Raw genomic sequence first — 13,226 nt, 5'->3', positions numbered from 1 at the left:
TTAAACGCAAAAGAGCTGTATAAAGATTAAAAATGAGTAGTTTATATAACGGCAGATCACCAATTTTATTTGACAACCGCAGTCTTCTCCTCTATTTATCTTTATACAGCTCTACTTGTAGAAACTGAATATTTTATCGCTTAATCTAAGCTTCTGTAGTTTCTTTATTCTTCACTACCAGCCTGAATCCTTCACCATGAATGTTCAATATTTCAACATTCTCATCCTTCTTAAGATATTTACGCAATTTTGCTATGTAAACATCCATACTTCGGGAGGTAAAGTAATTGTCATCTCTCCAGATTTTGGTTAATGCAAGTTCCCGTGGCATAAGATCATTCTCGTGCAACGCAAGAAGGCGCAATAACTCATTTTCCTTTGGAGAAAGTTTGGTTGGTTCTTCATTATTATAGGTAAGGAACCTCAACTTTGAGTTAAGATGGAATCCACCTATCTGGAATTCGAATTGTTTACTGTCTGCCACACTATCTGTAGCTTTTCGCTGCATAATAGCCTTTATTTTCATAAGTAACACTTCGCTGTCAAAAGGCTTGTTCAGGTAATCATCTGCCCCAACCTTGTAACCTTTCAACACATCTTCTTTCATCGCTTTTGCGGTTAAGAAAATAATTGGAACTTCCTCATTCTTGTCGCGAATCTCCTTTGCCAGGGTAAACCCGTCTTTATAAGGCATCATTACATCAAGAATACAAAGATCAAAATCGTCTTTTTTAAACTTTTCAAATCCTTCCATTCCATTCTTGGCGTGAGTAACCTCATAGTCATTCATTGCCAAATAATCTTTTAAGACCGTTCCAAAATTGGGATCGTCCTCAACCAGTAAAATTTTCTTGCTTTCAGTTTCCATATTTTCTACGTTATTAATGGTAATTTAATTATAAATATACTTCCCTTTCCTTTTTCACTTTCTACCGTAATGGTACCGTGATGATCGTCCAGGATTCGTTTTGTGTAAGCCAGGCCTAAACCATGACCTTTCACATTATGTATGTCTCCCGTGTGTTCACGGTAGAACTTTTCAAATATCTTTTTTTGTACTGTCCTGCTCATTCCAGATCCCTGGTCCCTCACCTTCATCACAATATAATTCCTCACATTCTCTGTGAAAATATCAATACGGGGCTCTTCGGGGGAATATTTTACGGCATTATCCAGTATGTTGATCACAACATTGGTCAAATGATCTTCATTTGCCAGCACCGAGGATTTTAAGGCTCCAAAATGTGTTTTTATATATCCGTTGCGATCTTCTACTATTAATTGAACGTGATTGATCGCTTCCTCGACCAGATCATGTAAATGCAGGCGTTCCTTTTTAAGATCCAGCTCATTCTTTTCCAGCTTGGAAATTTGAAGTACATTTTCAACCTGTGCATTCATTCTCTTATTCTCATCCCTTATCATTTGCAAATACCGGTTAACCTTTTCCTGATCATTGATGATCTTGGGGTTCTTGATAGCATCAAGAGCCAGATTAATAGTGGCGATAGGAGTTTTGAACTCGTGTGTCATATTATTTATAAAATCTGTTTTTATCTGCGAGATCTGGCGCTGTTTTATTAATTGTGACAAGGCGCTGGAATACGCAATAACTATAATAAGAGTAAAAATAATAGACAAGGCCGCCATTAGGGTAACTGCGGACAGTACAACCTTTTTCTTTCCTGTAAAATTCACCGCCAATTGATAATTGCTCTGTCCAAGAGCATTTACAAATAACGGTACAGAATACGTGGCAGGATGATCTGCCTTAAAATTATCTGAATGCACTTTAGTGCCCAGAGAATTGCTGTATACCGCATATTCAAAATCTGTTTCCAGATTGTAATTTTTCAGTTCGCGTGCAAGTATAGTTTCAATCTTCTTTTCTGAGATCCTCCGGTGAATCGGTATCTTAGAAGTAAATTCAGAAATATAGGAGCGCAGTAAATTTCTCTGCATTTCGCTCATCCCCATTAACTGCCCCAGCTTTGCTTCTGTAGAAAGTTCATTCCCCTTCGCGTCCTCCTTTTTAAAAAGACTGTTAATACTCTTATTCAATGCCTGTACAAACTCTGTACTGTCACGTGCTGAAACCAAAAAATCTGATGACACCTTATAATCCTCCTCCACAATTCCTTCAGACATGACATCTGTAGTACTTCCAAACCGGTTGCTTTCCATTTGAAAATGCCGTAACATTGATACTTCATTTAAAGCTACGGTCGCACTATCTCCCCTGTTGAATTCAAACCAGAAATTTTCAAGTTCTTCATTTTGGAGCTCCTTGGAAACATTTATTAATACCTGTTTGGCATTATAAGAAAATTGCTCCTCCTTATCATCTACCGTGGTTTTTATCCAATATCCCTGAACGAAAATTATTCCTATAAGCGATAAACTCATAAGTACCACGAGAAAGAGGAATAATTTTTTATTCATGCTTCAAAAGTAAGATTTTAACATTTAGAGGATAATCCCTTTAACCAAACGTTAACATAACAAACCCTAATTTTTACTAGGTTTTAAGAGAATTTCATGAAGAATTTGCACCTGTTCTTTAGTAAAAGATAAATCTGAATTAATAATTTCAAAATTTGCCAATTTACGTTTTTGTTCATCACTCCATTGGTGATGCATTCTGGCTTCAATTTCCTCTAAAGAACTTTGGTCCCGCTCGCGTAATCTTTCTATCCTTTTTTCTAACGGGGCAGTAACAAGAATTACCGCATCGCATTTTTTATAACCGCCACTTTCAAAGAGGATGGCAGCTTCATATATAATATAAGGAAAGGTTTGCGTGGTTACCCACTGTTCAAAATCCAGGGCCACAGCGGGATGAATAATCCTGTTAAGAGCTTCCAGTTTTTCGGGAGAAGAAAAAACTTTTGAAGCAATATATTTTCTGTCCGGCAATCCGCCTGTGTATGCTTTTGCACCAAGAAGATCAATTATAGAGCCTTTAACTTCTTGGGAGGTGACCATTAAATTTTTCCCAGCCTCATCTGCAATATATACCGGAACATCCAGTTCTTTAAAAAAGCCGGCCACAGTGGTTTTACCACTTCCTATTCCACCGGTAAGGCCTACAACTTTCATCGTTTTACTACGAATTGGATCTTCTTTTCATTTAACCGAACATTATTAACCAGGCTGGGTTTTTGAATTACCTGCGCCAGCAGAAAACCTTCTTTAGGCAGTTCATTTCTAAAATCTACCACTACTTTAAATGCGGTAGATTTGATCTTTTCAAAATCATTCAGACTTACCTGATAAAATACCGCCACTTCTTTTGGAAAAATTACCACGTTATATCCTTTGGGCACATTTTGAAGCTCAATAGGAATTTCAATCCTGCCCTCAGTAAATTTATCGGTGCGCAGGGAATAATTCACTTCCTCCTGGAAAAATGTAACTTTTTCAAGTCCGCCTTTATCCAGTTTTATACTCCCCTGCAGATCGTTACTTATATTATTTATCTTAAGCTGTACGGTGCGTACCTCTTCCAGCGTGTCAAGTATACTTTGTGGGCCACTTACCCTCATTGTATCCGGCTGAAGTTTTACCTCTTCCAGCGCCGAATATCCTACCGCAAAACCAAGTTCAATATTTGGAACAATGCTAACCGTTTTTACGGCTTTCTGTTCAAAATTTATTCGCAGGTTATTTTGCAAAAAAGTCACATTTTCAAAATCTAAATTTAACTGGGCAAGGAGGGCAGGTTTTTGCTGTTCCAAATCATAGACCAGTTGCCGGTTATCTTCCCGGGAATCACTTACATCTATTCGAAGGGCCGGAGGAAACATTTTGAAACGGGCAATATTAAATCCGTAATCTTTAACCCTAAGATTAAGAGATGCAGGGTTTTGGTCAACCAGAAGCTTATCCTTGGGAACATTTATATAAGTAAGTGGCAATTCCACGGGAACTGTATATTGTTTGGCGAACTGCACAAAGATCCATATCACGGTAGAGAACCCCAGGAAGAACAGGAATGTCTTCAGCGGGCCGCGTTTGATCCAGGGCTTACCTTGTTTTTTCTTTTTTGATATCATTAAAAAATAATTCTGGGAATGCAATTTCAGGCTCCATCTTCAAAAAATTTATTTTCCAAACCGAAATAAGGAACCCTTTACCATAACCCAAAAATTGGATGAATGTTGCAGGGATCGCTGCTATTCCAATATTAAAACTTTTATTCTTAATGGCAGCATCCAAACCTATTATTCCAAAATAGAATAAATAAACAAGGAATAAAAAGGGATTTCCCGCCAATAAAAGTAAGGCGGCAATTAACAGACCAATTATAAACAGCGAAGGAAACCAATAAGTGATCTTGGCCGATTGTGGATGCCAATTATTGAGAATGGGCCTTACTTTTCCAAATTTATATACCTGAATATGAAATTTACCCCAGTCTATCCTTCTTTTATGATACACAAATGCCTCCGGAACGAGGGCCGTTTTGAATCCCAGCTCCTCCAGTCTCAATGCAAGATCCGGATCTTCTCCCGGGTGAATAAAGCCGAAACCTCCTGAAGCCTGGAAAGCCTTTTGAGAAAGTCCCATATTAAAACTCCTGGGCTGGAATTTCCCCACTGCATTTTTTTGGCCTCTTATCCCTCCCGTAGTAAAAAGAGAGGTCATTGAATAATTTATCGCTTTTTGAAGATCTGTAAAACTTTCATCGGCCGCATCGGGCCCACCAAAACAGTCGAAATAATTTAAGGATAAAGAGAGATCGACCTCCTTTAAATATTGCGGCGGAAGGAGTACATCTGAATCAAGAATAAGAAAGTAATTTCCTTTTGCTTTTTTCATCCCGTAATTACGGGAATCTCCCGGGCCGGAATTGGGTTTTTGGTAATAACTGATATTTAATTTATTCCTGAACTGAGCAACCACCTCCTCACAGGGCACTGTGGAACCATCTTCTACCACAACTATCTCATATTCCCTATCAAACCGCAGTGCCACCATACTTTGCAGCAATTCCAGGATCTCCCCGGGCCTGTTGTAAACCGGAATTATAAAGGAATAGGTTAACACATTAGGTTGGTTCAAAAAGTGAAAATTTAGGCTAAAATAAAGCCCCGAATAATAACGGGGCCAATTTCAGGATAAGTTATTGCATTATTATTCCTGGTCTTTCATAAAAGTTTCCATCACCTGCTGGCTTACACCCATGTTTGAGAATCCGCCGTCATTAAATAAATTTTGTAGGGTGACCTTTTTTGTAAGATCTGAAAATAAACTTACGGTATAATCTGCACACTCTAAAGCTGTAGCGTTACCCAATGGTGACATTTTATCGGCATACGCAATAAAACCGTCAAAACCTTTCACTCCCTGTCCCGCTGTTGTGGGAGTTGGGGATTGGGAAATGGTATTTACACGTACCTTTTTCTCTGTTCCAAAGAAATATCCAAAACTACGCGCTATAGACTCCAGATACGCCTTGTTATCGGCCATATCATTATAATCCGGAAAAACACGTTGGGCGGCCATATAGGTCAACGCAACAATACTTCCCCACTCATTCATCGCATCTTTTTTATAAAGGACCTGCATGGTCTTATGAAAAGAAACAGCCGAAATATCCCAGCCTTTGGTGGTGAAATCATAGTTCATATTGGTATAATGATTCCCTTTACGCACGTTAACGGACATTCCTATGGAGTGCAACACAAAATCAAGTTTCCCCCCAAGGATCTCCTGTGCTTTTTCTACTAAATTTTCAAGATCCTCAATACTTGTGGCATCTGCAGGAATGATCTCAGAATTGGTTTTTTCACCCAAAGCGGTAAGAGTTCCCATTCTTAAAGCAATTGGAGCATTTGTAAGTACAAATTTTCCCCCTTCTTCGTGAACTCTTTCGGCAGTTTTCCAGGCAATGGAATTCTCATCCAGGGCCCCGAAAATTATACCTCTTTTTCCTTTTAGTAGATTGTATGACATGTGATATTTTTTAAATGGTTGTTTAAGCTTGTAAATATAACAAACTTGAATTAATTAAGTAAAGCCTTTGCATGGGCCATTGCCGATGCGCTTAAAGTATTACCGCCAAGCATCATGGCCAGTTCTTCAATACGCTCTGCAGTTTCCAGTTGCCTAATCCTGGTAACCGTGGTTTCTTCAACATCTTCCTTAAAGATCTTGAAATGGCTGCTGCCCTTCCCTGCTATTTGCGGCAAATGAGTAATTGCGATCACCTGCATATCAATACCCATCTTTTGAAGTATATCTCCCATTTTTTGAGCAATATCTCCCGAAACCCCGGTATCTATTTCGTCAAAAATAATCGTTGGTAATTTACTTTGGGTTGCCAGTATACTCTTTATGGCCAGCATGATTCTGGAAAGCTCCCCACCGGATGCTGCTTTTTTAATATCATTAAAATCACCGCCTTTATTGGCTGAAAGATACCAGGTGAGCTCGTCCTGCCCGTTGGTAAAATATTCCTTCTGTAATTTCAGGTCAATTTTTAGTCGGGCGTTGGGCATTCCAAGATCGGCAATTATGCGCTCAACATTGCCAACAAACCCGGGAATAACTTTTGCCCTGTTGTCGTGTATCTTTTTTGCAATTGCTGAAAGTTGGTCTTTTTTGGCCTTTATTTCCTTCTGAAGATTAGAAAGATCTGCTTCAGCATTCTCCGTAAGGTCAACTTTTTCCTGAAGCGTTTTTGTAATTTCCAACAGTTCTGCTATTGTCGAAGCGGCATGTTTTTTCTGTAAATTAAAAATCACCTGAAGTTTCGCGTTCACTTCCTCCAGCTCCCCGGGATTGGCCTCCACACGCTCCAGTAAATTTTCAAGTTCCAGGGCAATGTCATCCATTTCTATGATCACGCTCTCCACACGTTCCCTTAAACCTGCATAGTTCCCTGAAAACCCGGCTATTTTAGTAAGGTGTGCCCTTATCTCCTTTAACTGCGAAAGGGTTCCTGTCTCCTCCTGTTGTATTAATGAAACGGAGGTTCCCAATTGTTCGGTAAGCAACTCCACATTGCTCAGCTCCTCACTTCGTTCCTCCATTTCCTCCTGCTGCCCGTCCTTTAACCTTGCTTCCTTGAGTTCCTTTAAAAGATAGAGATTGTAATCATGTTCTCTAATGGCCAGAGCCTGCTCTTCTTTTAAAGTATTTAATCGTTGGTCCAGCTTTTTAAGGGATCGCATTTCCTCCCTGTATTCTTTCAACCCCGGGGTGTTTCCTGCAAGAATATCTATTACCTGGAATTGATATTGATTTTCACCAAGGCTTAAGGTTTGGTGTTGCCCGTGAATATCTATTAAAAGATCACCAAGTTTTACCAAAACCGGTAGGGTTACGGGAGTATCATTTATAAATGCACGGGATTTTCCGGAAGTAAGGATCTCCCGTCGAATAATTGTTTGTTCCTCAAAGTCGAGATCTTCAGCAAGGAAAAAGTCCGTCAAATTGTAATTGGAAATATCAAAGCTTCCTTCAATTACACATTTATTTCCCGTATTTCTTATTACGCTGTAATCTGCCCGCTTGCCAAGGAGCAGGCCCAGGGCACCCAGCATAATAGATTTCCCCGCCCCGGTTTCCCCGGTTATTATAGTAAATCCCTTTTTAAGATCAATTTTAATATCTTCTATAAGGGCGTAATTTTTTATGGATAATGCTGTAAGCAAAGTGTATCAATTTTGAAGCTAAAGATACATGAGAAAATCTTCTCTGTCAAAGCCGGAATGAATTAGAATTGAATCCTGCGCCAGTTTTCTGAATACATAGGAGCAGCGCGGTTTAACACGTCTACCATATCCCGTAACGGCACGTTTGGCCCCGCAGTAAAGATCTGTTCAATTTCCTGAGCCTTGGCATCAAAGAAAATACGCATAGGAAGTGAATTTGGCCTGTTTTGATTCAGCGCTCCAAGGCTTTCTACAGCCTTTGCAATTCCCTGTTTCCCTGCTGCGGGATCTTTATGCATAAGGTCCAGGCCCTGCCTGTGATATTGGTAAAGGGCGGTGCGGTAACCTAAAAATGCATTTGATAATAGATCGGCATTAAGGCGGTATCTCGAGCTGTTCCCGTCAGACCCTCTCCAACCTGCCAGATTGCTTTGTTGGGCCGTAGTAACAATTCTGTTTGCTTCTTCAAAATAGGGTGTGCCCCCACCCTGTTGAAAAGTATCTGCATCCAGACCCAATATGGTAAACACATAATATGAGATCACAGATACCAAATTGGAAGAATAAGAAGCCGGGCTGTAATTTAAAGGTTCAAATTCCCTGTAGTTAAAGGAGAATTGTGTATCGTTAAAGTTAAACACAGGCGTTATTAGCGTGGAGCCAAACACAGGCCGCGAAGACTGCACCTGTATTGTACCTGTGAAAGATTCATTGTCAAAACTAATAATATTGATGAAAATACTGCAATTGATCCTTTCATTAGGACTAAAATCCTGGGTAGTCCATGTGGTCTGGTTTACAAATTCTGATATAGACCTTTGCAAGGTCCTAAAAACGGGTAAATTGGTTCTTCCGGTTTGTTCAGAATTTACGATAACATCACAGTTAAGTTCCTGTGCCTGCACAAAACCAACTGTAAAAAACAAAGCAATAAGAAGTTTAATTTTTTTCATCCAGCAGTAAAATTACTTCATTTAAAATATCCCGGGCAACTTCGGTCTTGGTCTTAAGGTCAAACCGTTTTACCTCATCGCGGGTCACAATACTTATTTTATTGGTATCGCTCTTAAATCCTGCCCCTTCATCCTTAAGAGAATTAAGAACAATGAAATCCAGGTTCTTTCTTTCCAGTTTTCCCCTGGCATTTTCAAGTTCATTATCTGTTTCAAGGGCAAAACCCACCAGTTTTTGGTGCTGTTTTAATGCTCCCAATGAGGCCAGAATATCCCGGGTTGGTTCCAGCTCAATATTAAGACTATTTTCCTGTTTTTTAAGTTTGTGGGCTGCAACAATTTTAGGTTTATAATCTGCTACCGCGGCTGCGGCAATAACCACATTCGCCCCCTCATATTCGGCGTGAACAGCTTCATACATTTCCCCTGCACTTACCACTCTAATAAGACGAATACTGTCATTTTCGGTTTTTAAATGCGTAGGGCCGCAGACCAATACCACCTCTGCTCCTAATTTTGCAGCTTCCCGTGCCAGTTCAAAGCCCATTTTCCCGCTGGAATGGTTCCCTATAAAACGCACAGGGTCTATAGCTTCGTATGTAGGACCGGCAGTGATCAATATTTTTTTATTCCGAAGGGGTAAATGTTGCAAGAGGTCCTGGGTTATAAAGCTAATTATATTTTCAGGTTCGGCCATTCTTCCCTCTCCATATAATCCACTGGCGAGTTCTCCTGTTTCAGCAGGAATCATTACATTCCCGTAAGACTGAAGCTTTTCAAGACTGCCTTGTGTGGCAGGATGCCTGAACATATCCAGGTCCATTGCAGGCGCAAAATAAACAGGACATTTAGCTGAAAGATAGGTAGCGAGCAAAAAATTATCACTTTCTCCCGCCGCCATTTTTGAAAGTGTATTGGCAGTGGCGGGTGCAATAACCATAAGATCGGCCCAAAGGCCGATCTCTACGTGATTATTCCATTTGGCATTCTCATCTTCTTCATTGGTAAAAGATGATAGCACCTCGTTTTTAGAAAGAGTTGAAAGGGTGAGCGGGGTAACAAAATCCTTTGCTGCAGGGGTCATAACAACCTTCACCTGCGCCCCGGCTTTTATAAATAACCTTACCAGAGGAGCCGATTTATAGGCAGCAATTCCGGCGGTGACGCCTAAAAGCACCTTTTTGCCCTCCAGTATGCTCATACTATTACTTTTCCCCGGTTTCCTTTGTATTCCTGTAGTATATTTTATCCTCTAACCATTCCTGTACTGCAAGGGAATGTGGCTTAGGTAATTTTTCATAAAATTTTGAAACTTCGATCTGCTCTTTATTTTCAAAAATTTCGTCTAAACTGTCATTGTAAGTTGCAAACTCATCCAATTTCTCTAAAAGTTCCTTTTTGATCTCAGAGTTGATTTGAGTTGCTCTTTTTGAAATTACCGAAATTGCCTCATAAATATTATTTGTTGGGGCATCTACCAGATTTTTATCTATGGTAGTGGTGTTAATTGGTGCACTGCTCTTTTTTAAATCCATCTTCATTCGTATTAAAAATTTTGTAGTCTTGTTTCAAGGTCCAGATTGGAAGCTTGTATTTGATTGTAATAAGGGCTTCCTTCAGAATAAAACCTGATATAATTATTATAAAATCCCTGGGCCTCTGTTAGTCTTTCCTTCTGTAAATACTGGTAACTGTTAATAGCCAGTTGGTATGCTGAATCAAACCGGTGATAAAATGCGGCTTCTCTAAAAGGAGATCCCGGGTATTCATTTATAAAATTGGTGAAAGCTACAATTGCCGACTTATAATTCTCTGTATGGTGATATTGCTTTGCAATCTCATAAGCCTTCTTCTCCAGCTTTACGCGAAGCTCTGTGGCCAGTTGATTGGCTTCCTGAATATTCTCACCCTCGGGATATGTAACTATATATTTTTGCAATTCGTCGATGGCCTTAACTGTTTCAGTTTGATCAAGGTCATATCTTGGCGATAATTCGTAATAACTTTTTGCGCTTTTAAAAGCTGCCTCCTCTATACGTTCACTGTTTGGATAAGATTGTGTAAATCTCTCAAACTGGTACCCGGCAAGGTAATGATCACCCAATTGGTAATACGTGTTGGCAAACAAAAAGGTAAGCTTCTCACCCTGAGGTTTTCCCCGGTATTGAGGCACAATTTGTTCAAAAAGACGAAGTGCCTTACGGTATTTTGATTTACTATTCTCTGCTTGCGCCTCGTTATAAAGCTTCTCGGCAAGGGCGTATTTTTCTCCGGGTTCTGCACTTTTTAATACCTTTTGGTATTCACCGCAGGAAACCAGCATTAAAAACATTCCCAATAACAATAATCCTTTTTTCATTTTTGGTAAAAACATCTGGCAAAAGTACTCTTTTCTAAGTTATAATAAAAACTTTCATTCAGGGGCATTTGAGGCCCGTTTCAGGGGTTAAAACTCCTTTACAAATGTGTCAATTTCAACCGTCAGTTTTTCAGAAGCAGGTACTAGAGGCAATCTTAATACGCTTTCCACCATATTTTTTGAATTAAGCAGCGATTTAATTCCTGCAGGATTTCCTTCCGCAAATATCATATCAATAGACGGGGCAACTTTATAATGCAGTTTATATGCTTCTTTCACGTTTCCTTCAAGACCCAGGTGCACCATTTTTGAAAATTCTTCAGGGAACCCCTGTGCAATAACAGAGATCACCCCGTGACCGCCCGCAAGAACCATTGGTAAAGTGATCATATCATCGCCGGAGATCACCAAAAAATCTTTTGGCACCAGGGAAATTAATTTCATTGCCTGTACCATATCTCCTGCCGCTTCCTTGATCCCAATAATATTGGGAACTTCATTTGCCAGCCTTTTTACCGTAGCCGGTAAAATATTGGAAGAGGTCCTGCCTGGAACATTATAAATTATAAGGGGTTTTGGAGAGGCTGCCGCGAGGGCTTTATAATGCTGAAAAATCCCTTCTTGTGTAGGTTTATTGTAATAGGGAGAAACCGAAAGCACCGCATCAAAATGAGAAAGATCTGTAGATTTTAATTCTTCTACCAGGGCAACCGTATTGTTACCTCCAATTCCCAGTACCAGGGGAAGGCGCTGCTGGTTTACCTTCACAACTGTATTTATAACCAGCTGCTTTTCTTCACCAGTTAATGTGGCACTTTCCGCCGTGGTACCCAATACAACCAGGTAATCTATTCCATTCTCTATTTGGTTTTCAACAAGAGCCTTAAGGGCTTCAACATCTACAGAAAGGTCTTTTTGAAAGGGCGTAATAAGAGCTACTCCTGTACCTATAAATTTATTCATTGGTGTTTTTTGTTAGGTGTTTCAAATACTTCAATAATTCTTCAATAAACAATTCAGGATCTTCTTCCGTTTGAAGAATTAGATCATATAACGCAGCATTCTGCTGGTATCTCCCCACTTTAAGCCCCGCCTTAAAATAAGCGGTAAGTAAATGGGCAGTTGTATTATTTTCAGCTGCAAATGTAAGAAGTAAATCAACTCCTTTTGAAGATATTTCTTCAATTTCCTCATTAAGGATTTCCCCTTTTACACCAAAATCCTGAATATTAAAAACAACGGCTTCAAGATCTACGGGTTTGGATTTATTGGCCGAATTATACAAAATCATAAAGCCTGATGCAGGTATCTTTAACTGTTTTTGTAAACTACCAAGAACCTCAAGGGCTTTTTCATTTTTGCCATCTATAATTATGCCTAAAGATTTTGGAGTACCCGGAAAGGATTTTGGAGGTTGCTGCTCAACAAGTTGGGCAACTTTTTTTCTGGCCGCAGAAAGCCGGGCACTGTTAAAGATCATAGATTACTTTTATAAGAATGAAAATAGCAATTATTTGAAGATAACGAAAAGATGACTTTTAAAGTGTTCCCTAAATCATATTTAGCAACCTCAATTGTTTTTCTTTGGTCACAAAAAACCAGACCGCAAAAACCGCACAACTAAGCCTGATAATGCTTTCGGCGATTTCCACACTTATATCTTCGGGAAAGAAAACCCCCATATCCCGTAAAATATCAGCAAAAATAATTCCAAGGGCCAGGGAGATGAAATACATGGATTTACGCGAATAAGAATTAAGGTAATAGATAAATGCAAAAATCCCTAAAAGAAGAAGGTTTATATAATACAGGATATAGATGGATAACACCGCGGTATTCTCTATATAGTCCTTTATACCCCACACATGGTATCCCAATAAGGCAGCATTAACCCCAACAATAAGCAGAAAATACAGCATCATTAAATGGCTGGCATTCTTAAACTCAATATAGCGTGCCGCCTCTTTTATAAGAATTATATTAGCAGTTGTAAGAAACACCAGTGAAATCTCATAGGAATAACCCTCTCCGGCAAAGGAACGGGTGAGATAAGACAATATGGTTAAGCCCAGGAACAAATACATGGGTCTTGCAAACTTTTTATATTTGTCCTGAACCAATAATACAGCCGCGGCAAAATAAAGTATATAGGTTGTATTTTCAACCCAATAAACATCTGTAAATTTGGCCCATATATTGGTGAGAATGAGCAATGCTAAGATTGCCCAGGCAAAAGTTCTAATTTTCATAAAT

At 39.4% G+C, this 13,226-nt stretch carries 14 protein-coding genes; all 14 read right to left on the bottom strand.

The window, feature by feature from the left end:
* Positions 1 to 145: 145 nt before the first annotated feature.
* Positions 146 to 868, bottom strand: a complete 723-nt coding sequence (locus FK178_RS01065; RefSeq protein WP_146830157.1) for a response regulator transcription factor — start codon at positions 866 to 868, stop codon at positions 146 to 148.
* 5 nt (positions 869 to 873) lie between these two features.
* The gene (locus tag FK178_RS01060; RefSeq protein WP_146830155.1) at positions 874 to 2,442 is read right to left on the bottom strand and encodes a sensor histidine kinase; all 1,569 of its coding nucleotides are present in this window, start codon (positions 2,440 to 2,442) and stop codon (positions 874 to 876) included.
* A gap of 66 nt (positions 2,443 to 2,508) precedes the next feature.
* Positions 2,509 to 3,099 carry a dephospho-CoA kinase gene (coaE, locus tag FK178_RS01055; RefSeq protein ID WP_146830153.1) on the bottom strand — a complete coding sequence of 197 codons (591 nt, stop codon included), beginning with the start codon at positions 3,097 to 3,099 and terminating at the stop codon, positions 2,509 to 2,511.
* Complete coding sequence (locus tag FK178_RS01050) at positions 3,096 to 4,055, bottom strand: YbbR-like domain-containing protein (RefSeq protein ID WP_240793868.1); 960 nt, start codon at positions 4,053 to 4,055, stop codon at positions 3,096 to 3,098. Before FK178_RS01050 ends, coaE begins: the two co-directional genes overlap by 4 nt.
* A complete protein-coding gene (locus tag FK178_RS01045; protein WP_240793867.1) occupies positions 4,027 to 5,064 on the bottom strand; it encodes a glycosyltransferase in 1,038 nt (345 codons plus the stop codon). Before FK178_RS01045 ends, FK178_RS01050 begins: the two co-directional genes overlap by 29 nt.
* 72 nt (positions 5,065 to 5,136) lie before the next feature.
* Positions 5,137 to 5,958, bottom strand: a complete 822-nt coding sequence (locus tag FK178_RS01040) for an enoyl-ACP reductase FabI (RefSeq protein ID WP_146830151.1) — start codon at positions 5,956 to 5,958, stop codon at positions 5,137 to 5,139.
* Between the two features lie 50 nt (positions 5,959 to 6,008).
* Positions 6,009 to 7,661: a DNA repair protein RecN gene (gene recN / locus FK178_RS01035; RefSeq protein WP_146830149.1), complete on the bottom strand. Its 1,653-nt coding sequence runs from the start codon at positions 7,659 to 7,661 to the stop codon at positions 6,009 to 6,011.
* A 62-nt stretch (positions 7,662 to 7,723) separates the two neighbouring features.
* On the bottom strand, positions 7,724 to 8,614 hold the full coding sequence (porD, locus tag FK178_RS01030; protein WP_146830148.1) for a type IX secretion system protein PorD: 891 nt from the start codon (positions 8,612 to 8,614) through the stop codon (positions 7,724 to 7,726).
* A complete protein-coding gene (gene coaBC, locus FK178_RS01025; RefSeq protein WP_146830146.1) occupies positions 8,601 to 9,815 on the bottom strand; it encodes a bifunctional phosphopantothenoylcysteine decarboxylase/phosphopantothenate--cysteine ligase CoaBC in 1,215 nt (404 codons plus the stop codon). The genes porD and coaBC overlap by 14 nt, the downstream gene beginning before the upstream one ends.
* Positions 9,816 to 9,819: 4 nt before the next feature.
* Complete coding sequence (locus tag FK178_RS01020) at positions 9,820 to 10,149, bottom strand: DNA-directed RNA polymerase subunit omega (RefSeq protein ID WP_146837347.1); 330 nt, start codon at positions 10,147 to 10,149, stop codon at positions 9,820 to 9,822.
* A gap of 11 nt (positions 10,150 to 10,160) precedes the next feature.
* A complete protein-coding gene (locus tag FK178_RS01015; RefSeq protein ID WP_317130370.1) occupies positions 10,161 to 10,973 on the bottom strand; it encodes an outer membrane protein assembly factor BamD in 813 nt (270 codons plus the stop codon).
* Between the two features lie 87 nt (positions 10,974 to 11,060).
* Positions 11,061 to 11,936: a 4-hydroxy-tetrahydrodipicolinate synthase gene (dapA, locus tag FK178_RS01010; protein ID WP_146830142.1), complete on the bottom strand. Its 876-nt coding sequence runs from the start codon at positions 11,934 to 11,936 to the stop codon at positions 11,061 to 11,063.
* Positions 11,929 to 12,453 carry a DUF6913 domain-containing protein gene (locus tag FK178_RS01005; RefSeq protein WP_146830140.1) on the bottom strand — a complete coding sequence of 175 codons (525 nt, stop codon included), beginning with the start codon at positions 12,451 to 12,453 and terminating at the stop codon, positions 11,929 to 11,931. Before FK178_RS01005 ends, dapA begins: the two co-directional genes overlap by 8 nt.
* Positions 12,454 to 12,523: 70 nt before the next feature.
* Positions 12,524 to 13,222: a hypothetical protein gene (locus FK178_RS01000; RefSeq protein ID WP_146830138.1), complete on the bottom strand. Its 699-nt coding sequence runs from the start codon at positions 13,220 to 13,222 to the stop codon at positions 12,524 to 12,526.
* Positions 13,223 to 13,226 lie beyond the last annotated feature (4 nt).

Origin of the sequence: Antarcticibacterium arcticum, assembly GCF_007993795.1 — a bacterium.
Classification (GTDB): Bacteria; Bacteroidota; Bacteroidia; order Flavobacteriales; family Flavobacteriaceae; genus Gillisia; species Gillisia arctica.
This window is presented reverse-complemented; position numbering and strand designations above follow the sequence as displayed.

Excerpts from the sequence above, each read along its gene's own strand:
- FK178_RS01065 (WP_146830157.1), bottom strand. The coding sequence starts at position 868 with ATGGAAACTGAAAGCAAGAAAATTTTACTGGTTGAGGACGATCCCAAT.
- FK178_RS01060 (WP_146830155.1), bottom strand. The coding sequence starts at position 2,442 with ATGAATAAAAAATTATTCCTCTTTCTCGTGGTACTTATGAGTTTATCG.
- coaE (WP_146830153.1), bottom strand. The coding sequence starts at position 3,099 with ATGAAAGTTGTAGGCCTTACCGGTGGAATAGGAAGTGGTAAAACCACT.
- FK178_RS01050 (WP_240793868.1), bottom strand. The coding sequence starts at position 4,055 with ATGATATCAAAAAAGAAAAAACAAGGTAAGCCCTGGATCAAACGCGGC.
- FK178_RS01040 (WP_146830151.1), bottom strand. The coding sequence starts at position 5,958 with ATGTCATACAATCTACTAAAAGGAAAAAGAGGTATAATTTTCGGGGCC.
- porD (WP_146830148.1), bottom strand. The coding sequence starts at position 8,614 with ATGAAAAAAATTAAACTTCTTATTGCTTTGTTTTTTACAGTTGGTTTT.
- coaBC (WP_146830146.1), bottom strand. The coding sequence starts at position 9,815 with ATGAGCATACTGGAGGGCAAAAAGGTGCTTTTAGGCGTCACCGCCGGA.
- FK178_RS01020 (WP_146837347.1), bottom strand. The coding sequence starts at position 10,149 with ATGGATTTAAAAAAGAGCAGTGCACCAATTAACACCACTACCATAGAT.
- FK178_RS01015 (WP_317130370.1), bottom strand. The coding sequence starts at position 10,973 with ATGAAAAAAGGATTATTGTTATTGGGAATGTTTTTAATGCTGGTTTCC.
- dapA (WP_146830142.1), bottom strand. The coding sequence starts at position 11,936 with ATGAATAAATTTATAGGTACAGGAGTAGCTCTTATTACGCCCTTTCAA.
- FK178_RS01005 (WP_146830140.1), bottom strand. The coding sequence starts at position 12,453 with ATGATCTTTAACAGTGCCCGGCTTTCTGCGGCCAGAAAAAAAGTTGCC.
- FK178_RS01000 (WP_146830138.1), bottom strand. The coding sequence starts at position 13,222 with ATGAAAATTAGAACTTTTGCCTGGGCAATCTTAGCATTGCTCATTCTC.